We start from the raw sequence: 26,975 nt of genomic DNA on the forward strand, positions 1-26,975 counted from the left end.
GAAAAGGCCGCAATAAGCTGGGTATGACGCGGGCGAGGACCGCGCCACGGGTGTCGATGCAACGCATGATTGATATAGTTCCACACGACCACAGCAGGAGACGTCGTCATGCCGCCCTTTGAGGAGAGGCCGTCCGCGGAGCATGGCGGCCTTGCCGCGCCGCTCCTGGCCCTCCCCATGCCGTGGTCAGAGGACGAGCTGATGGATGCGGTGGCCCGCATCGGCGCCTCGGTCGGCCTGCCGCTCGCCGCACTCTGCGTGTTTCTGGCGGCAGAGGAGGGGCAGGGGGAGCTGCGCGTCGCCCTGTCGAACTGGGCGCCGGCCTTCCTGCGCCGCTACAACGCGCTCGGGCTTGCCGCCTACTCACCCGTCATCCGGGCGCTGAAGGCCGATGCCTCGCCCTTCGCCTTCGATGTGGAAAGTCTGTTCGGCTACGATCCCGCGCGCCCGGACGAAGGCGACGAGACGGCGCGCCTTCTGGCCGGCGGCGGCTTCGAATGTGGCGTCTACCTGCCGGTGCACGGGCCAGGCGGCCTGGCAGGCGCGGCCATCCTGGCGGGGCCCATGCGGCCTCTGCCGGACGAACTCCTGTCGCGGCTGCACTGCCTGGCATTCTCCATGTTCGGCATCCTGTCAGCCTGCCGCCTGAAGGAGAACCGGCAATCCAACCCCCTGTCGCAGCGGGAGATGGATTGCCTGCGCCTTGCCATGCTGGGAAAGACCTCGTCCGAGATCGGCGGTTTGCTCGGCCTGTCCGAGCACACGGTCTCGCAGCATCTCGCCTCTGCCACGCGCAAGCTGAATGCGGCCAACCGCACCCACGCCGTGGCCCTGGCCGCGCAGCTCGGCTATTTGAGCTGAGGGCTGAGCCGGTGCACGAGGGCCTGTGCGCCGGCCGTCACGTCCGCCCATGTCGTCTCGAACCCGTCATCCGGCCCGTAATAGGGATCGGCGACCGACTGGCCGGCGCGCCCCGGGACATGGTCCAGGAGAAGCGACAGTTCCGCCGTGGCGTCGGCTGGGCGCAGCGCGGCAAGATCGTCCAGGTTGGCGCTGTCCATGGCGAGGATATGGGTGAAACGGCGAAAATCGGCCGGGGTGACGAGCCGCGCCTTGCGGCCGGATATATCGATCCCGGCGCGCCGCGCCACCGCCTGGGCCCGAGGATCCGGCGGATAGCCCAGATGGTATCGGCCGGTTCCCGCCGAGGCCGTCTCGACCGACAGTCCGGCGCGCGACGCAGCATCGCGGAAGGCCGCCTCGGCCAGCGGCGACCGGCAGATATTGCCAAGGCACACGAAGAGCACGGCAGGCTTGTCCATGGGTCAGATCTTTCTGAGCGCGACCTGTTCGACCCTGTGACGCCCGCCCTTGCGCAGGATCAGGTCGGCGCGGGGCCGGGTCGGCAGGATATTCTCATAGAGGTTGCGGGCGTTGATATCGGCCCACAGCCCTTCGGCGATGGTGCGCGCTTCCGCCTCCGACACTTTGGAGTAGCGGTGGAAGAAGGAGCCTTCCTGGCGGAAGGCGGTCTCCCGCAGCTTCATGAAGCGGGACACATACCAGCGCCGCAGATCGACCTCGTCCGCGTCGATATAGATGGAATGGTCGAAGAAGTCCGACACGAAGGGCACGGCCTGCCCGTCCTTGGGCATTTCACGCACCTGAAGCACGTTCAGCCCCTCGAAGATCAGGATGTCCGGGCGATCGACGGTGATGTTCTGCCCCGGCACGACATCGTAGCTGAAATGCGAATAGACGGGTGCGCGCACCTCCGGAGCCCCGGCCTTGATGTCGGACAGGAAGCGCAGGATCGAGCCCACGTCGTAGCTTTCCGGAAAGCCCTTGCGCTGCATGAGCCCTTCGGACTGCAGGACCGCATTGGGGTAGAGGAAGCCGTCCGTCGTGACCAGGTCGACCTTGGGCGATGACGGCCAGCGCGCCAGAAGCTCCTTCAGAATGCGGGCCGTGGTGGACTTGCCCACCGATACGGAGCCAGCGATCCCGATGATGAAGGGTGTCTTGCGCTGCTCCGGCCGCCGCAGGAAGTGCTGGCGTTGCCGGAACAGGAACTGCATGGCCTCGACATGCGCGGACAGAAGGCGCGAGATCGGAAGGTAGATGCGCGCGACCTCGTCCAGATCGATGTCGTCGCCGAGCGAACGCAGACGCTCGAGCTCCGCTTCCGTGAGGGTCAGCTTTTCGTCCGCGCGGAAGGCGGACCATTCCTGCGCGGAATAGAAGCGGTAGGGCGACAGGGTCGAAGGGGACATCTGGTCCATCGATCTCAATCGGCGCCGCGCTGCGCCTTTTCCTCCAGGCCGGTCTGCGCCGTCCGCCGCTGGAGTTCCGCTTCCACCTCTGCAAGCGGAAGGTCCGCCAGATGCATCAGCACCATCAGGTGGTACAGAAGATCGGCGATCTCGCCGGTGAGCGCCGCCTTGTCCTGGCCGAGCGCCGCGATGACGGTTTCCACCGCTTCCTCGCCCAGCTTCTGGGCCACCTTCGGCATGCCTTTGGCAACGAGCCTGGCCGTATAGGAGGCCGGATCCTCCGCCGTCGCGCGGCGGGCGACACGCGCCTCGAGGTCCTTGAGCGAAAACTGCGTCATGGGTTCAGCCATCCAGTCGCACGGGCAGCCCGGCCGCGGCCATGTGCGCCTTGGCCTGCCCGATCGTGTAGGTTCCGAAATGGAAGATGGAGGCGGCGAGCACACCCGTCGCGTGCCCCTCCCTGATGCCGTCCACCAGATGGTCCAGCGTGCCGACGCCGCCGGAGGCGATCACCGGCACGTCCACCGCATCGCTCACCGCGCGCGTCAGCGCCAGGTCGAAGCCGGCCTTGGTGCCGTCGCGGTCCATGGAGGTCAGGAGGATCTCGCCGGCGCCGAGCGCCGTCACCTGCCGGGCGAAGTCCACGGCGTCGAGCCCCGTCGTCTGCCGCCCGCCATGGGTGAAGATCTCCCAGCGCAGCGGCTCTCCGTCGGCCGAGACACGCTTGGCGTCGATAGCGACGACGATGCACTGGTTGCCGAACTTGTCGGCCGCCTCGGCGACGAAGTCCGGCCGCCGCACCGCCGCCGTGTTGATGGACACCTTGTCGGCGCCCGCCAGAAGGAGCCGGCGGATGTCGGCCACGCTGCGCACGCCGCCGCCCACCGTCACCGGCATAAAGCAGGCTTCGGCCGTCCGGGCCACGACGTCGTACAGGGTGGCCCGCTCGTCGGAGGATGCCGTGATGTCCAGGAAGCAGAGTTCGTCCGCACCGGCTGCATCATAGGCGCGGGCAGCTTCGACCGGGTCGCCCGCGTCGATCAGGTCGATGAAGTTGACACCCTTCACCACCCGGCCGTCCTTGACGTCGAGACAGGGAATGATGCGGCACTTGAAGCTCACGTGAAGGCCTTTCCCGTCATGGGCGCGGCTGCGCCACGCCTGCATATGCTACCGCATGCCCTGCCGGGGCAAGCGTTCGGCCGCTCAACGCGCCGCGCCGAGAAGGGCCAGCGCCGCTGCCGCGTCGATCCGGCCGTCATAGAGCGCGCGCCCCGAAATCGCCCCTTCCAGCCGCGCAGCACGCGGCGACGCCAGCGTCTCCACATCTTTCATGGAGGCGAGGCCGCCGGAGGCGATGATCGGAATGTTCACGGCCTCCGCCAGGGCGATGGTGGCATCCCAGTTGATCCCGGCCAGTATGCCGTCGCGCTCGATGTCGGTGTAGATGATGGCGGCGACGCCGGCATTCTCAAAGCTTTGCGCCAGCTGTGCAGCATCGAGGCTGGAGGCCTCCGCCCAGCCCTCCACCGCCACGCGCCCGCCGCGCGCGTCGATCCCCACGGCCACCCGGCCGGGAAAGCGGGCAGCGGCCTGCCGGACAAGGTCCGGATCGCGCACGGCGACCGTTCCCAGGATGATGCGGGCGAGGCCCTTGTCCAGCCAGGCCTCTACCGCCGCCATATTGCGGATGCCGCCGCCGAGCTGCACGTCCATATCCTGCCCGACCGCATGAAGGATGGCATCGACGGCCGCCCCGTTCACCGAACGGCCCTCGAAGGCGCCGTTCAGATCGACGACATGGAGCTTGTCGAAGCCCATGTCGCGGAAGGCGCGGGCCTGGTCGGCCGGATCGGCGTTGTAGACGGTCGCCTCATCCATCAGGCCGAGCTTCAGCCGAACGCAGGCGCCGTCCTTCAGATCGATGGCGGGGAAGAGATGCGGCATGTCACGGCGCCCATGTCAGGAAGTTGGCAATCAGCGCCAGGCCGAGCGTCTGGCTTTTTTCGGGGTGGAACTGCGTCCCGGCCTTGTTGCCATCGGCCACGATGGCGGTGACCGGGCCGCCGTAATCGGCCGTGGCGACACGCTGCTCGGGCCGCCGCCCATCCAGATGGTAGGAATGGACGAAATAGGCGTGAAGGCCGCCCGGCCCGGTCGCAATGCCCGACAGGAGTGGATGGGCGATGGCCGCATCGATCGTGTTCCAGCCGATCTGCGGTATCTTCAGCGTCGGATCCGACGGGGTGATCTGCGTCACGTCGCCGGCGATCCAGCCGAGGCCGGGCGTCACACCCTTTTCCAGGCCCCGTTCCGCCATGAGCTGCATGCCGACGCAGATGCCGAGGAACGGGACGCCCCGCCGCTCGACGCTCTCGCGCAGAGCGTCGACAAGTCCCGGTACGGCATCGAGCCCGGCCCGGCAATCGGCGAAGGCGCCGACCCCCGGCAGGACGATGCGGTCGGCCCGGCGGATCGTGTCCGGATCCTGCGTCAGGCCGATCTGTGCGTCGACGCCCGCATCGGCCGCCGCCCGCTCGAAGGCCTTGGTGGCCGAGCGCAGATTGCCCGAGCCGTAATCGATAATGGCGACATGCTGCGTCATGGTCGGTCCCCGATCGGATCGAGCAGGCTGCGGGATGCGCGCCAGGCCCGGTCGGCCGGCGACGGCGTCAATCCCATGGGGGCCGATGCCACGCCGCCCCGCACGCCGTCCGGCGTGCCGGACAGCACCATGCGGTCCTGGGCCAGCATGGCTTCGGCATCGTCGAGCGTGTCGGCATCGATCGTGCCGATATCGGTGTAGCCGGCACGGCGCAGCTTGGCGACGATCCAGTGCGGGCCTTCCAGCGCCACGAGGGCGCCGATCGCCAGGAGGCTGATCTGCAGCGTTCCCGCGCCCGAAAGCTGCGCCAGGGCGAAGACCGCCCCCACCGCGACGAGATAGCCGAGCGTCGCCAGCCAGAGCCGGTGCCACAGAAGCCACAGGAAGGGAAAGATCAGCCCCAGCCAGCGGAACCGGTCCGCCACGAGGACGACGTCGCCATCCGACGCGCCGGCAGGGGGCTCGAGGACGACGTAGCGCGACATATCAGGCAAGCACTCCCTTGGTGGAGGGGATCAGGTCGGCCTGGCGCGGGTCGATGGACAGGGCCTGCCCGAGCACCCGGGCCACCGCCTTGAAGCAGGTTTCGGCGATATGGTGGGAATTCTCGCCGTAGAGCGTTTCGATATGCAGGGTCAGGCCCGCATTCTGGGCGAGCGCCTGGAAGAACTCGCGCACGAGCTCGGTGTCGAAGGTGCCGATCTTTTCGGCCGTGAAGCGCGTCCGGAAGACCAGGAAGGGCCGGCCGGACACGTCGACGGCGGCGCGGGTCAGGCATTCGTCCATGGCCAGATCGAGCGATGCGTAGCGCTGGATGCCGCGCCGCTCGCCCATGGCGCGGCGCAGGGCCTGGCCGAGCGCGATGCCGACATCCTCCACCGTATGATGATCGTCGACGTGGAGGTCGCCCTTGGCCTCGACCGTGATGTCCATGAGGGAATGGCGCGCCAGATGGGTGAGCATGTGATCGAAGAAGCCGACGCCCGTCGCGACCTTGGTGCGGCCCTGACCGTCGATGTCCACGCGCACGCGGATCGCGGTTTCCTGCGTTTCCCGCTCGATTGCCGCGTCCCGCCGCCCGGCCGTATCGCCCATCGCCTGCCAATCCCCTGTTCGGTCCTCTCGTTGCCATAGGCCAAACTGGCCTGCGTGAAAACCCATGCCATTTGCGCAAGCTGCGGCAGGCCACCATATGAGCGCCAGGACGGCGCAGGCCGGGCGAAACCGAGGTTAAGACGATGAGTATGGATAGGCACGATCCGGCCACGATGTACGGGACCACGATCGTGACGGTGCGCAAGGACGGCAAGGTCGTCGTGGCGGGTGACGGCCAGGTCTCGCTCGGCAATACGGTCATGAAGGGCAATGCGCGCAAGGTGCGCCGCATCGGCAAGGGCGGGCAGGTCCTGGCCGGCTTCGCCGGGGCCACCGCCGACGCCTTCACCCTTCTGGAGCGGCTGGAAGCCAAGCTGGAGCAATATCCCGACCAGCTCATGCGCGCCTGCGTGGAACTGGCCAAGGACTGGCGGACGGATCGCTACCTGCGCCGGCTCGAAGCCATGATGATCGTGGCCGACCGCAGCGTGACCCTGACCTTGACCGGCAATGGCGACGTGCTGGAGCCGGAAGCGGGGATCATCGCCATCGGATCGGGCGGCAACTACGCGCTGGCGGCGGCGCGCGCCCTGAGCGACAGCAGCCTGTCGGCCGAGGAGATCGCCCGCCGCGCCATGAAGATCGCCGCCGAGATCTGCATCTACACCAACGAAAACCTGGTCGTGGAAAGCCTCGACGCGGCCTGACGGCCGTCATGGCGCGCTTTGACCTGCCGCCATGCGCTCCCTAAGATGCCTTCCGTCATTGCAACGGTTGGCATCATGCGGTTCGATTTCGCGATTGTCGGCGGCGGTATCGTGGGCCTTGCCACGGTGCGCGCCATTCTTAAGCGCCAGCCGGGCGCGCGCGTCCTCCTTCTGGAGAAGGAGGCGCGCTTTGCCGCGCACCAGACCGGCCATAACAGCGGTGTCATCCATGCCGGCGTCTATTACGCGCCCGGCAGCCTGAAGGCGCGCCTCTGCCGCGACGGCGCCATCGCCACCAAGGCCTTCTGCCGCCAGAACGACATTCCCTTCGACGTCTGCGGCAAGCTCATCGTCGCCACGAACGCCCTGGAGCTGGAGCGCATGCAGGCGCTCGAGGGCCGTGCACGCCAGAACGGGATCGAGGTCGAACGCCTGACGGCCGACGATCTGCGGGTGCGTGAGCCCAACATCGCCGGGCTGGGGGCCCTCTTCGTCGCGGCGACGGGGATCGTCTCCTACAGCGCCATATGCGCGGCTCTGGCCTGCGAGGTGACCGAAAAAGGCGCGCAGTTGCGGCTGGGGTCGAAGGTCCGCGCCATTGCCGAGGATCCCCAGGGCGTGACGATCGAGACGGAGGGCGAGACCTTCCACGCGGACCGGCTGATCGCCTGTGCCGGGCTGCAATCGGACCGCGTCGCCCGGATGGCGGGGCTGGAACTCGATTGCCGCATCGTCCCGTTCCGCGGCGAGTATTACGTGCTGCCGCCGGAGCGCAATCATGTCGTGCGCCATCTCATCTACCCGGTTCCCGATCCCGACCTGCCCTTCCTCGGCATCCACCTGACGCGGATGATCGACGGGCGTGTCACGGTCGGCCCCAATGCGGTGCTCGGCTTCTCGCGGGAAGGGTACGGCCGGGGCGCCGTGTCGGCCTCGGACCTCTACGACATGGCCCGCTTCCCCGGCTTCTGGAAGACACTCGGCATCCACTGGAAAAGCGGCCTTCGCGAATCCCGCAATGCCCTGTCCCGCAACGGCTACCTTGCCGAGTGCCGTAAATACTGCCCGAGCCTGACCTTGAACGATCTCCAGCCCTACCCGGCCGGCATCCGCGCGCAGGCCGTCGCGCGGGACGGAACGCTCATCCACGATTTCCTCTTCGCCCAGAGCCCCCGCATGCTGCATGTCGTCAACGCGCCGTCACCGGCCGCGACCTCGGCCTTCCCCATCGCCGAAATGATCCTGGACAGGATGCTCGGCGTGACGGGGCAGGCCGGCGCGATCAACGCTGCCTGAAAGGCGAATCACAGCTTGCGGATCGGTTCGGGTAAAGGCGGGAACGGCAAAAAACAAAGGGTCGATATCCTGCTGGATATCGACCCTTCATTCAAACTGGTGGAGCCAATCGGAATCGAACCGACGACCTCTTGAATGCCATTCAAGCGCTCTCCCAACTGAGCTATGGCCCCGGAGCGGGCCGCTTCGTGAAGCGGCGTTGCTCTCGTGTGGCGGCTTGGTATTGGAATGCCGGGAGAAGATCAAGCGCTAAATTGACGCTTTGTCTGCAGCCCGTTCCAAGCCCTTCAAATCAGACGTCATCCTCGTCGTCGCGACCGCCGCCGATGATGTCGGTCATGTCGTCGTCTTCGTCTTCGTCGTCCTCGAGGAAGGTCGAATCATCGTCGCCATCGTCGTCGACCACGATCCCCTCGTCATCGTCGCCGTCGACATCGGGCAGCTCGTCCTTGCCGTTGTCGTCATCCTCGTCGAGGTCGTTGATCGAGACGGTCTCCTCGTCGGTCTCGGCAACCTCCGTCACCTCGGTCTCCGCCTCGTCCGCAACGCGGCTCGGGCGGCTCGGCGCGGCCTTGATCGTCTCGAAGAAGGACAGGGGATACTGTTTCCCGGTAAAGGGAGACACGATCGGGTCCTTGTTCAGATCGTAGAATTTGCGGCCCGTTTCGGGGCAGACACGCTTGGTGCCAAGTTCTGGTTTCGACATCGTGACCTCGCTGCGATGGGTCGTGAAGGCTGGGCGGGCAACCCGCGGTCTCTAGCTCCCGGGGGCGACCGCGCTCCGGGACCGCGCCTGCCGGAAAATCGATGGTCCCTTACGGCGTGTACCCGCCCTTGTCAAAGCTTGATGTTTCGGTGAAGACGCGCCGGCGGGGACACCTCCGGTCGGCCCCCCGTGACGCGCGGTCGGAATGCATGTTAACCGGTTGCGCCCGCATATCCTTGCGCGCGGACGCAGATGGACGAAGGTTGTTGCAATATGAGTGGACATAGTGGGCAGGCAAGCCCCGTTCGAGCGATCGGCGGCAGCGCCCTCAAGGGGACGGTCCGGGTGCCCGGAGACAAGTCCATTTCGCACCGCGCCTTCCTATTCGGGGGCCTGGCCGCTGGCCGGACACGCGTCACCGGTCTTCTGGAAGGCGAAGACGTCCTCGCCACGGGGCGGGCCATGCGCCAGATGGGCGCCCGGATCGAACGGGACGGAGCCGCATGGGTGATCGACGGCGTCGGCAACGGCGCGCTGCTCGAGCCCGAGGGCGTCCTCGATTTCGGCAATGCCGGCACCGGGTCCCGGCTCACCATGGGTCTGGTGGGCACCTATGACTTTTCGGCCACCTTCGTGGGCGACGCTTCCCTGTCACGCCGTCCCATGGCGCGCGTGCTCGATCCGCTCCGGCAGATGGGAACGCAGGTCGTGGCCCGCTCGGGCGACCGCCTGCCCTTGTCCCTGCACGGCCCGCGGACGGCCGCGCCGATCGTCTACCGGGTCCCCATGGCGTCGGCGCAGGTCAAGTCGGCGGTGCTTCTGGCCGGACTGAACGCCCCCGGCACCACCACCGTGATCGAACCCGTCATGACGCGCGACCATACGGAGCGGATGCTGGAAGGCTTCGGCGCGAATGTGGCCGTGGACACCGATGCCGCCGGCGTGCGGACCATCCGCCTGGAAGGCCAGGGCCGACTCGTGGCAGTTCCCGATTTCGTCGTGCCGGGGGATCCGTCCTCGGCCGCCTTCCTGGTGGTGGCCGCCCTGATCGTGCCGGGCTCCGACATCCTGATCGAGAACGCCCTGATGAACCCCACGCGCACCGGGCTGATCGACACGCTGCGCGAGATGGGCGCCGATATCGACATTCTGAACCTGCGCGAATCCGGCGGCGAGACCGTCGCCGACCTTGCCGTGCGCCATTCGACGCTGCGCGGCGTGACGGTGCCTGCGGCGCGGGCCCCCTCCATGATCGACGAGTATCCCGTCCTTGCCGTGGCCGCCGCCTTCGCCGAAGGCACGACCCGGATGGAAGGGCTGGACGAGTTGCGCGTCAAGGAAAGCGACCGGCTTGCCGCCGTGGCGGCAGGGCTTGCGGCAAACCGCGTCGTCCACGAGGAGGGGCCGGACTGGCTGAGCGTCGAGGGGCGCGGCTCGGGCAAGGGGATCGGCGGCGGCGTCGTCGCCACGCATCTCGATCATCGCATCGCCATGAGCTTCCTTGTCATGGGGCTGGCCAGCGCCGAGCCGGTGACCGTCGATGACGGCACGATGATCGCCACCAGCTTTCCGGAGTTCATGGGCCTGGTGGACGGGCTCGGCGGCACGCTCGAGCCGCTGGCGGTGGCGTGAGGCCATGGCGGATCGTCCCCTGACCATCGCCATCGACGGCCCGGCCGCAGCGGGCAAGGGCACGCTCGCCAAGCGCGTGTCGCAGCATTACGGGCTGGCCTATCTGGATACGGGCCTCCTCTACCGCGCCGTCGGCAGGCTGGCGGCCGAAAGCGGTGTGGATCTGGACGACCCGGAGGCAACCGGCGCCATCGCCGCGCGCCTGGACACGGCCGATCTGACCGAAACAGGGCTGCGCGGCCGCGAGGCGGGGGAGCGCGCCTCCCGCGTGGCGGTGCATCCGCCGGTGCGGGAAGCGTTGATTGCCTTCCAGCGCAGCTTTGCCAGCCAGCCCGGCGGCGCGGTGCTCGACGGGCGCGATATCGGCACGGTCATCTGCCCGGATGCCGAGGTGAAGATCTTCGTCACCGCCTCGCCGGAAGTCCGGGCGCGCCGGCGCACCGACGAGTTGAACGCCAAGGGGCGGTCCGTCGCCTATGAAACCATCCTGGCCGAGGTGCGGGACCGCGATGCGCGCGATGCCGGGCGCAGTGCCGCACCCTTGCGGCCGGCGCAAGACGCACTCTTGCTGGATACGAGCGAAATGGATATAGAAACCGCGTTCCGTGCGGCTTGCGATTTGATCGATCGCGCCACATCTTGACGGGGGAGCCGCCGTTGCGGCTCGCAAGCCCTGCCTGGGCAGGAACGATGCCATCGGGTTGCGACGCTTCCGGACGCCCTCCGGGAAATCCAGACGCAGCAGCCGGACGGCGGATCCGATCACCGAAATGCCAAACGTCCGGGGCCGGTTCCACCGCGCCACATACCGCTTTCCGTCACCGACGGGAGCACCCCTCCTTCCGACATGGCGCTTTGCGTCAGCCGGAAGCGGAACGGCCGCACCGGGCAGTCGAAACACGAACATCTTGGCGCACGCCTGCCCCGCGGGGCAGGTTCTCTAGGAGAACGAATGTCCAACGTAACAACCTCGCGTGACGATTTCGCCGCGCTGCTCGAAGCCTCCTTCCACGATCACGACGTTGCCGAAGGCAGTGTCGTCCGCGGTACGGTCGTCGCCATCGAAAAGGACATGGCCGTCATCGACGCCGGTCTGAAGGTGGAAGGCCGCGTCGCGCTGAAGGAATTCGGCTCGAAGGGCAAGGACGGCGAACTGCAGGTCGGCGATACGGTCGAAGTCTATGTCGAGCGTATCGAAAACGCGCTCGGCGAAGCGGTCCTGTCGCGCGACAAGGCACGCCGTGAAGAGAGCTGGGTCAAGCTCGAAGCCAAGTTCAGCGCCGGCGAAAAGGTCGAAGGCCAGATCTTCAACCAGGTCAAGGGCGGCTTTACGGTCGATCTCGACGGCGCCGTGGCCTTCCTGCCGCGCTCGCAGGTCGATATCCGTCCGATCCGCGACGTCGGCCCGCTGATGAACACGCCGCAGCCCTTCCAGATCCTCAAGATGGACAAGCGCCGCGGCAACATCGTCGTTTCGCGCCGGACCGTCCTGGAAGAGAGCCGCGCCGAGCAGCGCTCGGAGATCGTGCAGAACCTCGAGGAAGGTCAGGTCGTCGACGGTATCGTCAAGAACATCACCGATTACGGTGCGTTCGTGGACCTGGGCGGCATCGACGGCCTCCTGCATGTCACCGACATGGCATGGCGCCGTGTGAACCACCCGAGCGAGATCCTGCAGATCGGCCAGTCGGTCAAGGTGCAGATCATCCGCATCAACCAGGAGACGCACCGCATCTCGCTGGGCATGAAGCAGCTCGAGGCGGATCCCTGGGAAGGCATCGGCGTCAAGTACCCGATGGGTGTCAAGGTCACGGGCCGCGTCACCAACATCACCGACTACGGCGCGTTCGTGGAACTGGAGCCGGGCATCGAAGGCCTGATCCACGTGTCCGAGATGAGCTGGACCAAGAAGAACGTCCATCCGGGCAAGATCCTCTCCACCTCCCAGGAGGTCGAGGTCGTCGTGCTCGAGGTCGATCCGGTCAAGCGCCGCATCTCGCTCGGTCTCAAGCAGACCTTGCAGAACCCCTGGGAAGCGTTCCGCGACCAGTTCCCGGTCGGCTCCGTCGTCGAAGGCGAAGTCAAGAACAAGACCGAGTTCGGCCTGTTCATCGGCCTGGACGGCGACGTGGACGGCATGGTGCACCTGTCGGATCTGGACTGGAACCGTCCGGGCGAGCAGGTCATCGAGGAGTTCAACAAGGGCGACGTCGTCAAGGCGCAGGTCCTGGACGTCGATGTCGAGAAGGAGCGCATCTCGCTCGGCATGAAGCAGGTCGGCGGTGATCCCTTCGTCAACGCGTCCGAGGGTGGCGACATCCGCCGCGGCGCGATCGTCACCTGCGAAGTGACCTCGGTCAACGAGGGCGGCATCGAGGTGAAGATCGTCGATACGGACCTCACCTCCTTCATCCGTCGGGCCGATCTCAGCCGCGACCGCGAAGAGCAGCGCCCGGAGCGTTTCTCTGTCGGCCAGAAGGTCGATGTGCGCGTCACGCAGTTCGACAAGAAGGCGCACCGCGTCGGCGTGTCGATCAAGGCGCTGCAGATCGCCGAAGAGAAGGAAGCCGTGGCTCAGTACGGTTCGTCCGACTCGGGCGCCTCGCTCGGTGACATCCTCGCCGCGGCGATGAAGAACCGCACCGACGACGCCGAATAAGCACAAGGGCCGCGAGACGCGGACCTTGCAAGAACGAGCCCGCGGCGCTTCCAGGCGCCGCGGGCTTTTTTTATGCCGTATGCGGAAGGAGCCGAGGTCAGGATGGCGCGGTGACGGCCAGCCCGGCTTTCCGTGCGGATTGGTGTAAAGCCCGCCAGTGCGTGAACCGTTTGGAAGGAACTCACCAGAACGGCATTGGCCGCATCCGGCGCTGCGGCAAAACAGCGGAACTTTTCCGCGATCGCATGGGTGCGCTGATGGCCGAAGGCGGCGTCGAGCTCCGCCTCGAAGGCCGCCACGGGCTATGCAGGATAGGCGAGAGGCCCGGCGCGGCACCGCGACGTATCCGGCCGGCGCGTTAGGGCGCGCATCGTCAGGCCGGCCCCTGCGCCGCGGCCACGGCCGCTCCTTGCACACTGTCGGCTGCCGTTACGGCCAGGATCGGAAGTCTTGCGGAGGCCTGGATCGTCTGGGGATCGCAGCACACGGTCGTGGAGAGAACCTTCCCGGCTCGGTGAAGGAGCCTGTGCCTACCCATATCACGCTCGCTATTGCGACAGCGCTGCATGGCCGTCTTGCATCGGCGGGTCCATGGCCGGCGTGAAGGCTTGCAAACCCGGCCCGCTTCTGGAAATTGCGAAGGGCGTGGGTGTGGGAAAGGGTTGAGCGGCATGACCAATTGGGACGAGCGCTTCGAGGATCTGCCGCGCGGCAAGATCGCCGCCATCGCGACGTCGATGGAACTGACCCGGTGGCCCGCGCCGCGCCCCGAGCGCCCGGATGCGCCCGGTACGGTCGAACCCGTCTCGACGCCCGATGTGGATTGGTATCTGGAAGTCTATCGTCGCGTGGGCGCCGATCATCTCTGGTTCTCGCGCCTCTTTATGGAGCGCGAAACGCTGATCGCCGTCCTGTCGGATGCCGCCACCTATGTGGCGCGGCTGACGATCGACGGGCGGGACGAGGGGCTTCTGGAGCTTGACTTCTCGGAAGACGATACGTGCGAGATCAAGTATTTCGGCGTCACCGTCCCGCTCCAGGGGACGGGCGCAGCGCGGCGGTTGATGAACCATGCGCTGGCGACGGCCAAGGCACGGGGCGTGGGGCGGGTCTGGCTGCACACCAATACGCTCGACCACCCCAACGCCATGGGATTCTACCGCCGCACGGGCTTTACGCCCGTATCGCAGCAGATCGAGGTTGCCGACGATCCCCGCCTGCGCGGCGTTCTGCCCATGGACGCGGCGCCGCACGTCCCGATCTTTCCCATCGACAATCCGCACGATGCATAACATACAAACTATATAGAATAGCAAAATCCTGTGCTATGACGCTGTCGGGGCTGCCATTGGGGCGGCCATGTTGACGGCGCGGCCGCCCTTTGAGGGGCGCCGCTCGAACCGAGCGGACGCATGGACAGGATCCTCATCGTCGGGGCAGGGCTTTCCGGAGCGGTCATCGCCCGGGTCCTGGCGGAATCCGGCCATGCCTGCCTGGTGATCGAGGAGCGGCCGCATGCCGGCGGCAACTGCCATACGCAGACGGACGAACGAACGGGCATCATCGTCCACCGCCACGGGCCGCACATCTTCCATACCGACGACGAGGAGGTGTGGCGTTTCGTCCAGCGCTTCTGCACCATGCGGCCATATCGCCACCGGGTGATCACGCAGCATGGCGGCCGTGTCTATACGCTGCCGATCAATCTCCTGACCATCAACCAGTTCTTCGGCACGGCGATGAACCCGGGCGAGGCGCAACGCTTCATTGCCGCGGAGGCGGAGCCATGCATGGCGCCCGCCAACTTCGAGGAGCAGGCGCTGTCGATGATCGGGCGCCGGCTCTACGAGGCCTTCTTCCGGGATTATACGCGCAAGCAATGGGGGCTGGATCCCACCGCTCTTCCAGCCAGCGTGCTGAAGCGCCTGCCGCTGCGCTTCAGCTACGAGGACAGCTACTTCACGCACCGCCACCAGGCCATTCCGGAGGATGGCTACACGCCGATGATCGCGGCCATGCTCGATCATCCGGCGATCGAGCTGCGCTTTGGCACGCCCTTCGTCCGGGAGCGCTTTCCAGCGCGCCACGTCGTCTATAGCGGCCCGCTCGACCGCTACTTCGATCATGCGGCCGGCCGGCTCGCCTATCGCACGCTGGATTTCGAGACGGTTTATGCACCCGGCGACGTCCAGGGCGCCGCCGTCCTGAACTATGCCGATGCCGCCATTCCCTACACGCGGATCACCGAACATCGCCACTTCGCGCCGTGGCGCGCGCCAAGGGGGGAATCGATCCTGTCTGTGGAGTACAGCCGCGACTGCGGGCCGACCGATCTGCCCTACTATCCGATCCGGCTGGCGGCGGACGAAGCGCGTCTGGCCGCCTATGTGGCACTGGGGCGCGGGACATCCGGCGTCACCTTTGCCGGGCGGCTCGGCACCTATTCCTACATCGACATGGATGTCGCCGTGCGCCGCGCCATCGATACCGCACAGGCGGCCGGAGCAGCGCTGTCGCAGGGCGCGGCCCCTTGCGCCTTCTATCATCCCCCACTGTGAGAGTGATGGCATGAGCACGGTCTACATCCTGACACCCGTTGCCAAGACCGGAGGCATCGAGGCGATCTTCCAGCTCGCCCATGCCCTGGAATCGATCGGCGTGACGGCCCGGCTCCTGCCGGGGGAACTGGCGATGGACAGCGAACGCCACATCCTGGCGAATGGTCCGGCCGATTTTGCGCAGACCTATCCGGAATACGGCGTGACCTGCGTGCACCAGGCGCATCTTCTGCCGCAGGACAGTATCGTGGTGCCGGAGGTCTATATCCGCTTCCATGGCGAGCTGCGGCGACTGGCCTGCCGTCGGTATATCTGGTGGCTCAGCCTCGACAATGCCTTTTACGGTGATCTCGGCGCATGGCGTGACCATCCGTTTTTTGCGGAAGGCAGCGCGCGCGACTTCGTGCATCTGTATCAGAGCTTCTATGCGGCCGCCTTCCTGCATGGGCGCGGCGTCCTGCAGGCGCACGAACTCAAATGCTATGTGAACAGCCTCTTTTCCGGCGGCGCCGGACCGGCAGGCGTTCAGGAGCGCCAGCCCGTTATCCTCTACAATCCACGCAAGGACGACGTCTTCTGGCGCATCCTTGCCCGGCAATGTCCCGAGCTTCGATTCCAGCCGCTTCAGGGCCTGTCGCCTGACGAGATGAAGCAGGTCTTCGCAACGTCGCGCGTCTATATCGATTTCGGAAGCCATCCCGGGATGGACCGCATCCCGCGCGAGGCAGCGCTGAACGGGCTCGTCGTCATGACCGGGCTGCGCGGCGCCGCCGGCAATCTGGTGGACGTGCCCATCCATCGCGACTTCAAGTTCCGCGACGACGAGGTCGAGTCCGGCCACTGCGCGCAGGCGCTGCGCCATATCGTGGCAGACTACGATGCGCAGGTCGCCCGGCAGGACGGCTATCGGCGCTGGATCGCCGGGCAGAGGCAGGCCTTCGACCTGGCGGTGCGCACCGTCTGGGGTGGCGACGGATCGGCTAAGTGCGGTTGACGGAGTGGGAGAAGATGTCTTCCTCGGCCCAGCCGGCAAGGTCGAGCTTCGCGCGGGTCGGCAGATAGGCAAATGAGGCGCGGGCCAGGTCCAGCCGGTCCTCGCGCTCCAACCGCTTCAGCAGCACGCCCATCAGGTCGTGTAGATAAAGAACGTCCGAGGCCGCATAGTCGAGCTGCGCCTGGGTGAGCGTTTCGGCCGCCCAATCGGAGGATTGCTGCTGCTTGGACAGATCGACGCCGATCAATTCCTTGGCCAGGTCCTTGAGGCCGTGCCGATCCGTATAGGTGCGCGTGAGCCGCGAGGCGATCTTGGTGCAGAAGACGGGTTCCACCATGACGCCGAAGGCGTGGTACAGCGCTGCGATGTCGAAGCGAGCATAATGGAAGATCTTGACCTTGCTGGTATCGGCCAGGAGCGCCGTCAGATTGGGCGCCGCGCTCTGGCCCTTGGCGATCTGCACCACATCGGCCGATCCGTCGCCGGGCGATAGCTGGACGACGCAGAGCCGGTCCCGCCGGGTGTTGAGACCCAAGGTCTCAGTATCGATGGCAACGGCGCCTGTGTAGCGGTCGAGATCGGGCAGGTCGCCCTTGTGTACGCGGATCGGCATGGGGCGCAGGCTTCCCGGGAGGTGAAGAGACGTCCTGTCCTTACCCCATAGGACACACCTCGTCCAATGTGGTCGGAACGCGAAAAGGGCGGCATCGTCGCGATGCCGCCCTTTGATGTCTGTCGATCCGGCGCCGGTGCGGCGCCGCAGATCACATGTCAGATGCGGCCGAAGCTGACAGCGCGGCGGATATCGCCCCGCGAGACGCCGATGTCGGCGAGCTGACGGTCGTCCAGCGAGGACAGCTCGTTGATGACGCGCTGACGGTTGCGGAAGTTGCGGAAGCGGGAAGCAAGTTCGTTGATCATTGTGGTCTACCTTCGGGCAGGAAAATCTGTTGCTCCTGATATAGCTCCACGGACTGCACAAAAGGAGAGCAATTGCTGCACACCAGTTGTGCGTTTTGTGCATGACAAGGTCACTTCGGGCGACCCAGTTCGCATGCCTCCCCTGAAGCTTGCCCATTCATTCCACAGCAAAAAGGGCCGGCATCGTGCGATGCCGGCCCTCTCTCGAGAATATCGGTGTGATGGGCTGTTTACTGGGCGCCCGCGGTCCAGGCTGCGACGGTGTCGGTGTTGGCGTCCACCCAGGCCTTTGCCGTCGTGGCGGGATCTCCGCCTTCCTCGTTTTCGAGCATCACCTTCTGCTCGGCATCGAGGCTGAGCTTGAAGTTCTTCAGGATGGCGTAGGCTTCCGGCATGTCCTCCTGCAGGCCCTTGCGCACCACGGTGTTGACCGATTCGGCGCCCCCGAAGGCACCCTTCGGATCCTCCAGATATTTCAGGTCCCAGCGGCCGAACATCCAGTGCGGCGTCCAGGTGGTGACGACGATGTCTTCCTTGCGATCGATCGCGTCCTTCAGGGCCGCGGTCATCGTCGCGTCGGACCCTTCCACCAGCGTGATGTTGGACAGGTCGTAATCGGCGATCGCCTTTTCGGACGCCTGCATCAGGCCGGCGCCGGGATCGATGCCGATGACGCGGTTGTCCACCGACTCGCCCTCGTCCTTCAGTTCCTCGACCGAGGTGATCTGCGTATAGGCGGGGACGGCCCAGCCGATCTTGGCGCCTTCGACATTGGGGCCGAGAAGCTCGACCTGGTCCTTGAGTTCCTCGTAATAGGCCGCGTGCGTCACCGGCAGCCAGGCCGCCACCATGGCGTCGGCCTCGCCCGTCGCCACGGCCTGCCACATGGCCGCGGCGGGGAGCGGCGTCATGTTCACGGTGTAGCCTTCCTGTTCGAGGACGGTCTTCAGGATGTTGGTCGCAACCACGGCATCGGACCATTCGACATAGGCGAGGTCGACCGTCTTGGACTGGGCGTTCGCCGTCCCGGCAAGTGCTGCGGTGGCAAGCAGCGCAGCGGTCATGACTCGGAGCATATCTGTTTCCTTCTGGGTTGTGGTTGGTGGTGGAGTGGGCTCAGCTCGGCCGGGCCTTCTGGGCCATGGCCTGGGTGATGCGGTCGAGGACCACGGCGACGATCACGATGGCGATGCCGGCCTGGAAGCCGGAGCCGGCATCGAGGCGCTGGATGGAGCGCCAGACCTCTCGGCCCAGACCCCCGGCCCCGATCATCGAGGCGATGACGACCATCGAGAGGGACAGCATGATCGTCTGGTTGATGCCGGCCATGATGGTCGGCAGGGCCAGCGGCAGCTGGACCTTGAAGAGCTTCTGCATCGTCGTCGTGCCGAAGGCGTCCGATGCCTCGACGAGTTCACGCGGGACCGACAGGATGCCCAGCGCCGTCAGCCGGATCACCGGCGGCATGGAAAAGACGATCGTGGCGAAGACGGCCGAGACCGAGCCCAGCCCGAAGAAGGGAATGGCGGGGATCAGATAGACGAAGCTCGGCATGGTCTGCATCATGTCGAGGCCCGGCCCGACACCGCGCCACACCCGCTTGCTCAGGGCGCAGAGAATGCCGATCGGGATGCCGATGGACAGGGCGGCCGCCGTCGCCAGGATGACGAGGACCAGCGTCTCCATGGTCGGGCCCCACAGGCGCAGGTTCCAGAGGAACAGGAAACCCACCGCCGACAGGATGGCGACCCTGCGCCCCGCCAGCCACCAGGCCAGGAGCGCGATGGCGATGATCACCACCGGGGGCGGCAGCGCGGTCAGGAACTCCGTCCCCGTCTCGATCCAGCCGCGCACGACGCGACTGGTGCTGCGCGTTACATCCGAAAAGTGGGCTGTGAGCCAGGAGAGGGCGTTGTCGCTGTATCGGTCGAGGGGGAATTTGGGAACTGTCCAGTCCACGATGCGTCTCCGCTCTCATCGGGGGTGTCGATCGCGCCGGCCGTGCCCGCCAGGGCCCGCAGCGCCATGGCTTGCGTCACGATGCCGACATAGCGGCCATCGTCGTCGACGATGGCGATGCCGCCAGGTTCGGAGGCGAGCCGCGGAAGGGCGGTCTTCAGGACGTCCGAGGCCTTGGCCGTCGCCACGCCCGACTGCATGAGCCGATCGATGGGGGCACCGTCGGACGAGCCTGCCAGCGCATCGCGCGTGATGCGGCCGACCGGCATGTTGCGATCGCAGGTGACGATGTAGATGTCCGTCTTCCGGTTGCCGAGCTGGGGGAACACATCCCGTGCGCTGGCACTGCGCAACAGGCCCGGCGGATCGCGCAGGGCCAAGCGCCCGAGCGTGATGACCGACGAGACGTCGATATTCTCGACGAAACGGCGGACATAATCGCCCTGCGGGTTGGTCAGGATTTCTTCCGGATAGCCCTGCTGCACGATCCGGCCGTCTTTCATGAGCACGATCCGCCCGCCCAGATGGATGGCTTCGTCCAGATCGTGGCTGACAAAGACGATGGTCTTCTTCATCTTGCGCTGGAGCGCGACGAGCTCGTCCTGCATTTCCCGGCGGATCAGCGGATCCAGAGCAGAGAAGGCCTCGTCCATCAGGAGGATGTCGGCATCCACGGCCAGCGCGCGGGCAAGCCCGGCGCGCTGCTGCATGCCACCCGACAGCTGGCTCGGATACCGGCTGTCCCAGCCCTTCAGCCCGACCAGCTCGATCGCCGAAAGGGCACGGTTGCGGCGCTCGGTGCGTGAAACGCCCTGCACCTCCAGCCCGTATTCCACATTTTCGGCGATGGTGCGGTTGGGAAAGAGCGCGAAATGCTGGAACACCATGCCGAACTTGGCCCGGCGAAACTCCAGGAGATCGCGGTGGTTCAGCGTGGTGACCTCGGTCCCGTCCACCTTGATCGAGCCGCTCGTGGGATCGATCAGGCGGTTGATGCAGCGAAGCATGGTCGACTTGCCGGAACCGGACAGTCCCATGACGACCAGAATTTCGCCCTCATTGACGCTGAAGGAGACATTGTCGAGCCCGAGAACGGCTCCTGTTTCGTCATGGATCTCGTCCTTGCCCTTTCCGGACGTCAGGAGGGCGAGGCCCGTTGCGGCGTTGTCGCCGAACAGCTTGACGACATTCTCCACGCGAATGCGTTCGTTCGTCATCGATGCTCCGTCGTTGCCGAAGTGCCCCGCCAGCAAGCGCTGCACCTTCGGTTGCAAGGGGGATCGTGACGGGAAGCCTACCCGTTGACGATGCCAGAACGGACACGGATAGGTATAAACCCGACAGAGGATAGATCAGCGCATCATCTGTCGCGCACTGATCGGGTAGACCCTTTCGCTACTGCACAAAAACCGGATAGTCAACCGGCTCAGCTTTGTGCAACGTGCCTCTTTCCGCGGCGCGAATATCTCTTGGTGCAATGCCGAAGAAGAGGCGGAACTGTCGTGCGAAATGCGCGCCGTCGCAAAAACCTGCTTCGACGGCAATCTCCGTGACGCTCTTCTTCGTGGTTTCCAGAAGGCGCCGCGCATAGCGCAGGCGCAATTGCCGATAGGCCTGGGCCGGGCTGATCGACAGGGTTTCGTGGAACAGGCGTTCGAGCTGGCGTGTGGACAGGCCAAGGCGCGTGGCGATGGCTTCGACCGACAGCGGCTGCGCCACATGCTGATCCATCAGCAGCAGCGCCCGCCGGACACGATCGTCGGCCACCGCGATGCCGCCGGAATGCGGCTGCGCATCACTCCCGGCCCGCGCATTCTGAAGCTGCAGGACGTGGAGGCCCTTCTGCGCCGCCTGCGGCCCGATATGCCGCTCGATCAGCCAGGCAGCAAGATCGGCGACGCCGCTGCCGCCGGCGCAGGTGATGCGGTCGCCATCCTCGATGAAGAGGCGGTCGGCATCGGGCACCTGATCGGGAAACTCGGCTTCGAAATCGGCGAAATGGTACCAGGACACGCAGGTCCGGCGGCCTTTCATGAGACCGGCGCGCGACAGGATGAAGGAGCCGGTGCAGACGCCCACGAGCGGCACGCCGGCCGCGGCCGCAGTGCGCAGATAGGCGATGGCGGCGTCGTCCAGCTGCTCGCCGGCGTGAAGAAGCCCGCCGACGACGACGATATAGTCGAAATGCGTCGGGTCGGTCAGCGGCGCGCTGCGCAGGATGCTGACGCCGCAGCTCGACCGGATCGGCTCGGGACGCGCGGCCATGATCTGCCAGGTGCAGCGGACCTGGCGCGAACGGTCCCCTTCGTCACCGGCCAGCCGCAGGACATCGAGGAACAGCGAGAGGGCCGACAGGGTGAAGTTGTTGGCGGCAAGGAAACCGACGCGCAAGGCCGGGCGCTCGATGAACCGCTTCGTATGCATCGTGATCTGAGATGCCATGGCCCGACCCTCTCGTGTGCGATGCCGACGAGACGATCATGACGCGTGTTCCGACCGATGACCAGTCCGGAATCGTTACAAGAACGGCGTGGCCTGGCGGATCAGGCGGCGCTGCGCCCCGGCGCCGCGCCGAGGTTCCAGACGACAGGCGGGATCGTCAGGAGATTGGCGCGGAACTCGGCGGTGCATTCGTCCCAGGAAAAGGACTCCGCATGGGCCCGGCAGGCCGCCCGGTCGATGTGGAGCGCCGCCAGCGCCGCTGTGCGCAGATCTTCCGACAAAACGGCCACGGGCGCATCGCCCACAATGTCGGCAGGGCCGGCCACCGGCAGCGCCGCGACGGGCGTGCCGCAGGCGAGCGATTCCAGGACGACGAGGCCGAACGTCTCGAAGCGGGAGGGGAAGACGAAGACGTCCGCCGCCGAGAAGTGCCGGGCCAGATCGTGCCCGGTACGGTAGCCGGTGAAGTGCACGCCGGGGTAGCGCGCCTTGAGCTGCGGCAATTGCGGCCCATCGCCCACCACGAGCTTGGAGCCCGGCAGGTCGAGGTCGAGGAAAGCCTCGATGTTCTTTTCGGCCGAGACGCGCCCGAGATACAGAAAGATGGGGCGCGGCAGGTTCAGAAAGTCCTTGTCGAAGGCCGGATCTTCGCGGCAGGGGGTGAAAGCGGCCAGGTCGACGGCCCGTCCCCAGCGCGTCATGTTGCGAAAGCCCCGCTCCGCGAGCTGCCGCTCCAGGGTCGGCGTCTGGACCATCAGCGCATTGCCGGCATTGTGAAAGCGCCGCTGCAGCGCATAGGCCAGATTGACCCCGTGGCCGATCCGCTTCTCGATATAGTCGCCGAAGCGCGTGTGGAAGGAGGTGGTGAAGGGGAGCCCGCGGCGCAGGCAATAGCGGCGCGTGGCAAGGCCGATCGTTCCCTCGACCGGGATGTGGATCGCATCGGGGCGAAAGGCCTCGATCATGCCGGCAAGCCGCCGGCCCGGCATGACGGCCAGGCGCACCTCTGAATAGCCGGGCGCCGGGACCGTCGGGAACATGGATGGCTCGACCACCATGACCTCGTCGCCGCCCGCCCGCAGCAGTGACGCCGTCATATCCAGGACACGGACGACGCCGTTGATCTGTGGATGCCAAGCATCGGTGGAAATGAGAATGCGCATCCCCTAATTCTCCCCTCGCGAGATGGATTTGTCGCGACAGACAAGAATGCTAAATCACGGTTGCGTATAGATAGCGTGACGGAGTCGCTAGCCCTATGAAAATCATTGTACTCGGAGGCGACGGCTTCTGCGGCTGGGCCACCAGCCTGCACTTGTCGGCGGAAGGCCACGATGTTCTGATCGTGGACAATTTCGCAAGGCGCCGCACCGACGAGGAACTCGGCGTCAAGAGCCTCACCCCGATCCGCTCCATGGAGGAGCGGCTGGCGGCGTGGCGCGAAACACGCAACACGCCCATCGAATTCGTCGAACTGGACGTTGCACGCGACTATGAGCGGCTCGAGGCGCTCTTTGCCAGCGTGCAACCGGACGTGATCGTGCATTTTGCCGAGCAGCGCGCCGCGCCCTATTCCATGAAGTCGCCAGGCCACAAGCGCTATACGGTCGACAACAATGTCAACGCCACCCATGCCGTGCTGTGCGCCATGGTGGAGGCGGCGCCGGATGCCCATCTGGTGCATCTGGGCACGATGGGCGTGTATGGCTACGGCAAGACCAAGGGAATGACCATTCCCGAAGGCTATATCGACGCGACATTGCGCTCCCATGGCGCCCATGCCGATGTGGAGATCCTCTACCCGGTCGATCCGGGCTCGATCTACCACATGACCAAGACGCTCGATCAGCTGCTCTTCATGTATTACGCCAAGAATGACGGGCTGAAGATCACCGATCTGCACCAGGGGATCGTCTGGGGTACGACGACCCCGCAGACCGAGCTGGACGACCGGCTCGTCAACCGCTTCGACTATGACGGCGATTACGGGACGGTGCTGAACCGCTTCCTGATGCAGGCGGCCATCGGCCATCCGCTGACCGTCCACGGCTCCGGCGGCCAGACGCGCGCCTTCATCCATATCCGCGATACGGTCCGCTGCATCGCGCTGGCCGCTGCCGCGGCGCCGGAGCGCGGCGATCGCGTGCGGATCATGAACCAGATGACGGAAACCCACCGTATCCGGGATCTGGCGGAGATGATTTCGGGGCTGACGGGCGTGCCGGTCGAGCTGCGGGACAATCCGCGCAAGGAAATGGCCGAGAACGACCTCGTCGTCGCCAATGATACGCTCTTGAAGCTCGGCCTGGAGCCGACCCGCCTGTCGGAAGGGCTCCTGTCGGAAGTGGTCGATATCGCCGCGCGGCATCGCGATCGTTGCGACGAAAGCCGGATCGTCTGTTCCAGCCTCTGGGTTCGGCCGCAGGCGGCCGAATAGGGACGGGGCCCCTCCTTGCGAAAATGGGCGCCGGCCATGGCCGGCGCCGATGAGTTCAGGCTGCGTCGCGCTTACGCTCGACGGTCTGGATCACCTCGAAGCCTTCGAATTCGGGGTGGCCGATATAAAGCGGCTTCGACCGCGGGGCGGACTGATGCGCCGCGCGGAAGGCCTCGGACCTGGTCCAGTTCTCGAAATCGGCCCGGCTCTCCCAGATCGTATGGGAGGAGTAGAGCGTGTGATCCTCCCGGTCCGGCCCGCGCAGCATGTGGAATTCGACGAAGCCCGGCAGGTCGGCCAGGTGCGAATCCCGGCTCAGCCAGACCTCTTCGAACTCCGCCTCCGACCCCTTGGCCACCTTGAAGCGGTTCATGGCGATGAACATGGAATGAAAACTCCTATCCTACTGTGTCGAAGCCCGGCCCGACGTGATCCGATGGACTTGCCGGTCCGGGCGCGGGGTGGTCAATCCTTCGGCACGCCGAGCTTGAAGCTGAGGCCGACCCGCGCCTCGAAGCCCGGCGCCGGGAAGGATTCGATGCTCGGTCCACCGCTATAGGCCACATATTCCGTATCGAACACATTCTTGAGCGACACGTCGAATCGCGTGTTCTTGTCCGGCTCATAGGCCAGGAACAGATCCACGATATTGTAGGCGGAGGTGGCGAGCTCGGGCGTCGAGACGTCATCGACGCCCTTGGCATCGACCCAGTGCCAGCGCGCACCATAGGTCAGGCGGTTGGCGAGCGCCCGCAGGCCGACCGTCGTCGTGACCTTGGCGGGGAAAATGCTGTCCAGCGGAGCGCCGGTCTGGCGGTTTTCGCCCTCCGACAGGCTGCCGGCAAGGCCGGCAAAGCCCCAACCCCAGTCATAGGCGCCTTCCAGCTCGATGCCGCGGATTCGGGCCTCGTCCACATTGACATAGGTGACGGCGTCGAAGGGCAGGCGGAAGAAGCAACGCCCGCGCGGCCCCGGCGCCACGCAGGGGTTGATGACGCCCGGCCGATCGATGTTGTCCATATCGATATAGTCGTCCACATCGTTCTGGAAGACCGAGAGCTTGGCGCGGAACGCGTCGCCGCCCGTGAACACGTCGTCATAGGACAGGTTCACGCCGGCCTCCACCGTATGGCCGACCTCGGGCTTGAGGCCGGGGTTCGGCAGGAATTCGAAGGCCGCGGGCGCCGGGTGGAAGCCGGATACGAGCGCCTCCTGAAGCGTCGGCGCGCGCAGGCCTTCCGCATAGAGGCCGTAGAGCTGGAAGCCCTGGACCGGCGTGATGCCGAGCGACACCTTGGGGGAGAAGCGGTCGCCCTTATTGTCGGGGGAGGCGGCGCTGGACAGGTCATAATGGTCGAAGCGGCCGCCGAGCGTCAGGTCGATCAGCTCCTCATACTCGAAGAGCGCCTGTGCGAAACCGCCATAGAGCGTCCGGTCGCCGGCCGGGTTGAAGAGCGCCGTCGTGTCATAGTCGCTCGATACGTCGACCTCGTCCCGGAAGGCGTCCACGCCGTAGGTCAGCGTCGTGGCGATCGACGGCGTCACATCCACGATGGATGAGTTGTAAAGGTCGAAGCCGGTCGTGGCGACATCCACCTTGCGACGATCTCCCGAGCCGTCCTGCAGCGTCTGCCGGTAATCCGTATCGGTGCGGTAGAGGTTGAATGTCAGGTCGATCGCCTGCGAATCGGCCGGATCGAAGCGGTAGCCGAGCCGGTAGGTGCTGGTGCTGACATCCGTGTCGCGCGGGTCGCCCGTGCCGGTGGCCGATTCGAAATCCGTATCGTAGATGAGGCCGGAGAATTCCAGCTCGTGCCCGTCGGCCGGTCGCAGCCGCGTCTTGAAGATGCCGCTCTCGACACCGAAACCCGTCAGGTCGATCGTATCGCCGTTGCCGGCGACATAGTCGGCGTTGCGGCGGAGCGCGAAAGCGCCGAAGACGTCCAGCTGATCGGTGATGTAGGTGCCGGCCTGCAGGTTCAGAAGGCCCGACGGTCCGTTGGAGCCAAGGTCGATGCCCAGGCGCATGGCCGCCTTCTCATCCGGATCGACCAGATCCTCGATGCCGAGCGTGCGCAGCGAGACGACGCCGCCGATCGCGCCCGAGCCATAGGCATTGGCGATCGGGCCGCGAATGACGTCGATGCCGGCCAGCAGCGACGGGTCCACATAGAAGGCGTTGCCGGCATTGTGCCCGGCCACCTGGAAATTCTGCCGCGCCCCGTCGATCAGCACGTTGACGCGCCCCGAATCCTGCAGGCCGCGAATGTTGACGACCGTGGCCGGATCGTCGTTGCGCGGGCCGGCCGACACGCCGGGGATCGTGTTCAGCACCTCGTTGATGAGGGATGGCTGCATTCGGTCGATTTCGCCCCGGCTGACGACGGAAACCCCGCCCAGCGTGTCGATCGGCTTCTGCGGGCGCCGGTCGGACAGGATGGTCACCTGATCGAGCTCGATCACACCGGCTGTTGCGGTGGCTTCCTGCGCATAAGCGGCTCGGGCCAGGGGAATGGCGGCGACGCTGCACAGGACAGTGGACAGGAGAAGCGGGATGGAACGGTCTGAACGCAGCATGGCGAGACTTCGGAGCGGAAGGGCGTTGAAGGCTGGCTGGCTGCGGATGCGGCTGGCTGGCTGGTGAGGAGCGCAAGACGGCGGTGCGTCTTGCCTTGCCAGCGCTAATTAATA

The 26,975-nt window shown here is 66.0% G+C and carries 28 protein-coding genes and 1 tRNA gene; 10 read left to right on the forward strand and 19 right to left on the reverse strand.

The window, feature by feature from the left end; translation table 11 throughout:
• Positions 1 to 108 precede the first annotated feature (108 nt).
• Positions 109 to 861 carry a helix-turn-helix transcriptional regulator gene (locus AUL30_RS04460; RefSeq protein ID WP_244490711.1) on the forward strand — a complete coding sequence of 251 codons (753 nt, stop codon included), beginning with the start codon at positions 109 to 111 and terminating at the stop codon, positions 859 to 861.
• Here the strand turns inward: AUL30_RS04460 and AUL30_RS04465 are convergent.
• From AUL30_RS04465 to hisB, 8 genes are all read right to left on the reverse strand, one after another.
• Entirely contained in the window at positions 849 to 1,322 is a 474-nt protein-coding gene (locus AUL30_RS04465) for a low molecular weight protein-tyrosine-phosphatase (RefSeq protein ID WP_062226658.1), read from the reverse strand. The two genes, AUL30_RS04460 and AUL30_RS04465, sit on opposite strands and share 13 nt — an antisense overlap.
• A 3-nt stretch (positions 1,323 to 1,325) precedes the next feature.
• Positions 1,326 to 2,282 carry a type I pantothenate kinase gene (gene coaA / locus AUL30_RS04470; protein WP_062226659.1) on the reverse strand — a complete coding sequence of 319 codons (957 nt, stop codon included), beginning with the start codon at positions 2,280 to 2,282 and terminating at the stop codon, positions 1,326 to 1,328.
• Positions 2,283 to 2,287: 5 nt separating this feature from the next.
• Positions 2,288 to 2,611, reverse strand: a complete 324-nt coding sequence (locus AUL30_RS04475; RefSeq protein WP_062226660.1) for a phosphoribosyl-ATP diphosphatase — start codon at positions 2,609 to 2,611, stop codon at positions 2,288 to 2,290.
• A 4-nt stretch (positions 2,612 to 2,615) separates the two neighbouring features.
• Complete coding sequence (gene hisF / locus AUL30_RS04480) at positions 2,616 to 3,395, reverse strand: imidazole glycerol phosphate synthase subunit HisF (RefSeq protein WP_062226661.1); 780 nt, start codon at positions 3,393 to 3,395, stop codon at positions 2,616 to 2,618.
• An 84-nt stretch (positions 3,396 to 3,479) separates the two neighbouring features.
• On the reverse strand, positions 3,480 to 4,220 hold the full coding sequence (gene hisA / locus AUL30_RS04485; protein WP_062226662.1) for a 1-(5-phosphoribosyl)-5-[(5-phosphoribosylamino)methylideneamino]imidazole-4-carboxamide isomerase: 741 nt from the start codon (positions 4,218 to 4,220) through the stop codon (positions 3,480 to 3,482).
• Between the two features lies 1 nt (position 4,221).
• A complete protein-coding gene (hisH, locus tag AUL30_RS04490; RefSeq protein ID WP_062226663.1) occupies positions 4,222 to 4,878 on the reverse strand; it encodes an imidazole glycerol phosphate synthase subunit HisH in 657 nt (218 codons plus the stop codon).
• Positions 4,875 to 5,363 (reverse strand): DUF2628 domain-containing protein, encoded by a 489-nt coding sequence (locus AUL30_RS04495; RefSeq protein WP_062226664.1) that lies wholly within the window; start codon positions 5,361 to 5,363, stop codon positions 4,875 to 4,877. Before AUL30_RS04495 ends, hisH begins: the two co-directional genes overlap by 4 nt.
• Position 5,364: 1 nt before the next feature.
• Positions 5,365 to 5,973, reverse strand: a complete 609-nt coding sequence (gene hisB, locus AUL30_RS04500; protein WP_062226665.1) for an imidazoleglycerol-phosphate dehydratase HisB — start codon at positions 5,971 to 5,973, stop codon at positions 5,365 to 5,367.
• 149 nt (positions 5,974 to 6,122) lie between these two features.
• On the opposite strand from hisB, the gene hslV reads away from it, so the two are divergent.
• Entirely contained in the window at positions 6,123 to 6,680 is a 558-nt protein-coding gene (hslV, locus tag AUL30_RS04505; protein ID WP_062226666.1) for an ATP-dependent protease subunit HslV, read from the forward strand.
• A gap of 72 nt (positions 6,681 to 6,752) precedes the next feature.
• Positions 6,753 to 7,976 carry an L-2-hydroxyglutarate oxidase gene (gene lhgO, locus AUL30_RS04510; protein WP_157069926.1) on the forward strand — a complete coding sequence of 408 codons (1,224 nt, stop codon included), beginning with the start codon at positions 6,753 to 6,755 and terminating at the stop codon, positions 7,974 to 7,976.
• A gap of 97 nt (positions 7,977 to 8,073) precedes the next feature.
• Here the strand turns inward: lhgO and AUL30_RS04515 are convergent.
• Both AUL30_RS04515 and AUL30_RS04520 read right to left on the reverse strand, forming a co-directional pair.
• Positions 8,074 to 8,149 (reverse strand) — tRNA-Ala (locus tag AUL30_RS04515).
• Between the two features lie 119 nt (positions 8,150 to 8,268).
• Positions 8,269 to 8,682: a TIGR02300 family protein gene (locus tag AUL30_RS04520; RefSeq protein WP_062226668.1), complete on the reverse strand. Its 414-nt coding sequence runs from the start codon at positions 8,680 to 8,682 to the stop codon at positions 8,269 to 8,271.
• Positions 8,683 to 8,955: 273 nt separating this feature from the next.
• Between AUL30_RS04520 and aroA the strand changes: the two genes are divergently transcribed.
• From aroA to AUL30_RS04550, 6 genes are all read left to right on the forward strand, one after another.
• On the forward strand, positions 8,956 to 10,314 hold the full coding sequence (gene aroA, locus AUL30_RS04525; RefSeq protein WP_062226669.1) for a 3-phosphoshikimate 1-carboxyvinyltransferase: 1,359 nt from the start codon (positions 8,956 to 8,958) through the stop codon (positions 10,312 to 10,314).
• A 4-nt stretch (positions 10,315 to 10,318) separates the two neighbouring features.
• Positions 10,319 to 10,957, forward strand: a complete 639-nt coding sequence (cmk, locus tag AUL30_RS04530; protein WP_062226670.1) for a (d)CMP kinase — start codon at positions 10,319 to 10,321, stop codon at positions 10,955 to 10,957.
• Between the two features lie 309 nt (positions 10,958 to 11,266).
• Complete coding sequence (gene rpsA, locus AUL30_RS04535; protein WP_062226671.1) at positions 11,267 to 12,973, forward strand: 30S ribosomal protein S1; 1,707 nt, start codon at positions 11,267 to 11,269, stop codon at positions 12,971 to 12,973.
• Between the two features lie 671 nt (positions 12,974 to 13,644).
• Positions 13,645 to 14,265, forward strand: a complete 621-nt coding sequence (locus tag AUL30_RS04540; protein ID WP_062226672.1) for a GNAT family N-acetyltransferase — start codon at positions 13,645 to 13,647, stop codon at positions 14,263 to 14,265.
• 120 nt (positions 14,266 to 14,385) lie between these two features.
• Entirely contained in the window at positions 14,386 to 15,531 is a 1,146-nt protein-coding gene (locus tag AUL30_RS04545) for a UDP-galactopyranose/dTDP-fucopyranose mutase family protein (RefSeq protein ID WP_062226673.1), read from the forward strand.
• A 10-nt stretch (positions 15,532 to 15,541) separates the two neighbouring features.
• Positions 15,542 to 16,525, forward strand: a complete 984-nt coding sequence (locus AUL30_RS04550; protein ID WP_062226674.1) for a hypothetical protein — start codon at positions 15,542 to 15,544, stop codon at positions 16,523 to 16,525.
• On the opposite strand, the gene AUL30_RS04555 is transcribed toward AUL30_RS04550, so the two are convergent.
• The 7 genes from AUL30_RS04555 to AUL30_RS04580 all read right to left on the reverse strand — a co-directional run bounded on the left by AUL30_RS04555 (position 16,512) and on the right by AUL30_RS04580 (position 23,010).
• Positions 16,512 to 17,138 carry a ribonuclease D gene (locus AUL30_RS04555; protein WP_062226675.1) on the reverse strand — a complete coding sequence of 209 codons (627 nt, stop codon included), beginning with the start codon at positions 17,136 to 17,138 and terminating at the stop codon, positions 16,512 to 16,514. The two genes, AUL30_RS04550 and AUL30_RS04555, sit on opposite strands and share 14 nt — an antisense overlap.
• 158 nt (positions 17,139 to 17,296) lie before the next feature.
• On the reverse strand, positions 17,297 to 17,446 hold the full coding sequence (locus AUL30_RS19200) for a DUF1127 domain-containing protein (RefSeq protein ID WP_083507665.1): 150 nt from the start codon (positions 17,444 to 17,446) through the stop codon (positions 17,297 to 17,299).
• Between the two features lie 230 nt (positions 17,447 to 17,676).
• Positions 17,677 to 18,522, reverse strand: a complete 846-nt coding sequence (locus tag AUL30_RS04560) for a glycine betaine ABC transporter substrate-binding protein (protein ID WP_062226676.1) — start codon at positions 18,520 to 18,522, stop codon at positions 17,677 to 17,679.
• Between the two features lie 40 nt (positions 18,523 to 18,562).
• The gene (locus AUL30_RS04565) at positions 18,563 to 19,405 is read right to left on the reverse strand and encodes an ABC transporter permease (RefSeq protein WP_062226677.1); all 843 of its coding nucleotides are present in this window, start codon (positions 19,403 to 19,405) and stop codon (positions 18,563 to 18,565) included.
• Positions 19,321 to 20,622, reverse strand: a complete 1,302-nt coding sequence (locus AUL30_RS04570; RefSeq protein ID WP_062226833.1) for a quaternary amine ABC transporter ATP-binding protein — start codon at positions 20,620 to 20,622, stop codon at positions 19,321 to 19,323. Before AUL30_RS04570 ends, AUL30_RS04565 begins: the two co-directional genes overlap by 85 nt.
• Before the next feature lie 178 nt (positions 20,623 to 20,800).
• Positions 20,801 to 21,847: a GlxA family transcriptional regulator gene (locus AUL30_RS04575; RefSeq protein ID WP_157069892.1), complete on the reverse strand. Its 1,047-nt coding sequence runs from the start codon at positions 21,845 to 21,847 to the stop codon at positions 20,801 to 20,803.
• Positions 21,848 to 21,948: 101 nt separating this feature from the next.
• Positions 21,949 to 23,010 carry a glycosyltransferase family 4 protein gene (locus AUL30_RS04580; RefSeq protein WP_062226678.1) on the reverse strand — a complete coding sequence of 354 codons (1,062 nt, stop codon included), beginning with the start codon at positions 23,008 to 23,010 and terminating at the stop codon, positions 21,949 to 21,951.
• Between the two features lie 95 nt (positions 23,011 to 23,105).
• Between AUL30_RS04580 and AUL30_RS04585 the strand changes: the two genes are divergently transcribed.
• A complete protein-coding gene (locus AUL30_RS04585; RefSeq protein ID WP_062226679.1) occupies positions 23,106 to 24,284 on the forward strand; it encodes an NAD-dependent epimerase/dehydratase family protein in 1,179 nt (392 codons plus the stop codon).
• A 55-nt stretch (positions 24,285 to 24,339) separates the two neighbouring features.
• On the opposite strand, the gene AUL30_RS04590 is transcribed toward AUL30_RS04585, so the two are convergent.
• Positions 24,340 to 24,669, reverse strand: coding sequence for an antibiotic biosynthesis monooxygenase family protein (locus AUL30_RS04590; protein WP_062226680.1), 330 nt, complete (start codon positions 24,667 to 24,669; stop codon positions 24,340 to 24,342).
• An 80-nt stretch (positions 24,670 to 24,749) separates the two neighbouring features.
• The gene (locus tag AUL30_RS04595) at positions 24,750 to 26,861 is read right to left on the reverse strand and encodes a TonB-dependent hemoglobin/transferrin/lactoferrin family receptor (protein WP_062226681.1); all 2,112 of its coding nucleotides are present in this window, start codon (positions 26,859 to 26,861) and stop codon (positions 24,750 to 24,752) included.
• Between the last annotated feature and the right edge of the window lie 114 nt (positions 26,862 to 26,975).

Origin of the sequence: Aureimonas frigidaquae (assembly GCF_001463905.1) — a bacterium.
Lineage (GTDB): Bacteria > Pseudomonadota > Alphaproteobacteria > Rhizobiales > Rhizobiaceae > Aureimonas > Aureimonas frigidaquae.

What these genes read in the sequence shown, in the direction of transcription:
- AUL30_RS04460 (WP_244490711.1), top strand. Translation starts at nt 109, where the DNA reads ATGCCGCCCTTTGAGGAGAGGCCGTCCGCGGAGCATGGCGGCCTTGCC.
- AUL30_RS04465 (WP_062226658.1), bottom strand. Translation starts at nt 1,322, where the DNA reads ATGGACAAGCCTGCCGTGCTCTTCGTGTGCCTTGGCAATATCTGCCGG.
- coaA (WP_062226659.1), bottom strand. Translation starts at nt 2,282, where the DNA reads ATGGACCAGATGTCCCCTTCGACCCTGTCGCCCTACCGCTTCTATTCC.
- AUL30_RS04475 (WP_062226660.1), bottom strand. Translation starts at nt 2,611, where the DNA reads ATGACGCAGTTTTCGCTCAAGGACCTCGAGGCGCGTGTCGCCCGCCGC.
- hisA (WP_062226662.1), bottom strand. Translation starts at nt 4,220, where the DNA reads ATGCCGCATCTCTTCCCCGCCATCGATCTGAAGGACGGCGCCTGCGTT.
- hisH (WP_062226663.1), bottom strand. Translation starts at nt 4,878, where the DNA reads ATGACGCAGCATGTCGCCATTATCGATTACGGCTCGGGCAATCTGCGC.
- AUL30_RS04495 (WP_062226664.1), bottom strand. Translation starts at nt 5,363, where the DNA reads ATGTCGCGCTACGTCGTCCTCGAGCCCCCTGCCGGCGCGTCGGATGGC.
- hisB (WP_062226665.1), bottom strand. Translation starts at nt 5,973, where the DNA reads ATGGGCGATACGGCCGGGCGGCGGGACGCGGCAATCGAGCGGGAAACG.
- hslV (WP_062226666.1), top strand. Translation starts at nt 6,123, where the DNA reads ATGGATAGGCACGATCCGGCCACGATGTACGGGACCACGATCGTGACG.
- AUL30_RS04520 (WP_062226668.1), bottom strand. Translation starts at nt 8,682, where the DNA reads ATGTCGAAACCAGAACTTGGCACCAAGCGTGTCTGCCCCGAAACGGGC.
- aroA (WP_062226669.1), top strand. Translation starts at nt 8,956, where the DNA reads ATGAGTGGACATAGTGGGCAGGCAAGCCCCGTTCGAGCGATCGGCGGC.
- cmk (WP_062226670.1), top strand. Translation starts at nt 10,319, where the DNA reads ATGGCGGATCGTCCCCTGACCATCGCCATCGACGGCCCGGCCGCAGCG.
- rpsA (WP_062226671.1), top strand. Translation starts at nt 11,267, where the DNA reads ATGTCCAACGTAACAACCTCGCGTGACGATTTCGCCGCGCTGCTCGAA.
- AUL30_RS04540 (WP_062226672.1), top strand. Translation starts at nt 13,645, where the DNA reads ATGACCAATTGGGACGAGCGCTTCGAGGATCTGCCGCGCGGCAAGATC.
- AUL30_RS04545 (WP_062226673.1), top strand. Translation starts at nt 14,386, where the DNA reads ATGGACAGGATCCTCATCGTCGGGGCAGGGCTTTCCGGAGCGGTCATC.
- AUL30_RS04550 (WP_062226674.1), top strand. Translation starts at nt 15,542, where the DNA reads ATGAGCACGGTCTACATCCTGACACCCGTTGCCAAGACCGGAGGCATC.
- AUL30_RS04555 (WP_062226675.1), bottom strand. Translation starts at nt 17,138, where the DNA reads ATGCCGATCCGCGTACACAAGGGCGACCTGCCCGATCTCGACCGCTAC.
- AUL30_RS19200 (WP_083507665.1), bottom strand. Translation starts at nt 17,446, where the DNA reads ATGATCAACGAACTTGCTTCCCGCTTCCGCAACTTCCGCAACCGTCAG.
- AUL30_RS04560 (WP_062226676.1), bottom strand. Translation starts at nt 18,522, where the DNA reads ATGCTCCGAGTCATGACCGCTGCGCTGCTTGCCACCGCAGCACTTGCC.
- AUL30_RS04570 (WP_062226833.1), bottom strand. Translation starts at nt 20,622, where the DNA reads ATGACGAACGAACGCATTCGCGTGGAGAATGTCGTCAAGCTGTTCGGC.
- AUL30_RS04575 (WP_157069892.1), bottom strand. Translation starts at nt 21,847, where the DNA reads ATGGCATCTCAGATCACGATGCATACGAAGCGGTTCATCGAGCGCCCG.
- AUL30_RS04580 (WP_062226678.1), bottom strand. Translation starts at nt 23,010, where the DNA reads ATGCGCATTCTCATTTCCACCGATGCTTGGCATCCACAGATCAACGGC.
- AUL30_RS04585 (WP_062226679.1), top strand. Translation starts at nt 23,106, where the DNA reads ATGAAAATCATTGTACTCGGAGGCGACGGCTTCTGCGGCTGGGCCACC.
- AUL30_RS04590 (WP_062226680.1), bottom strand. Translation starts at nt 24,669, where the DNA reads ATGTTCATCGCCATGAACCGCTTCAAGGTGGCCAAGGGGTCGGAGGCG.
- AUL30_RS04595 (WP_062226681.1), bottom strand. Translation starts at nt 26,861, where the DNA reads ATGCTGCGTTCAGACCGTTCCATCCCGCTTCTCCTGTCCACTGTCCTG.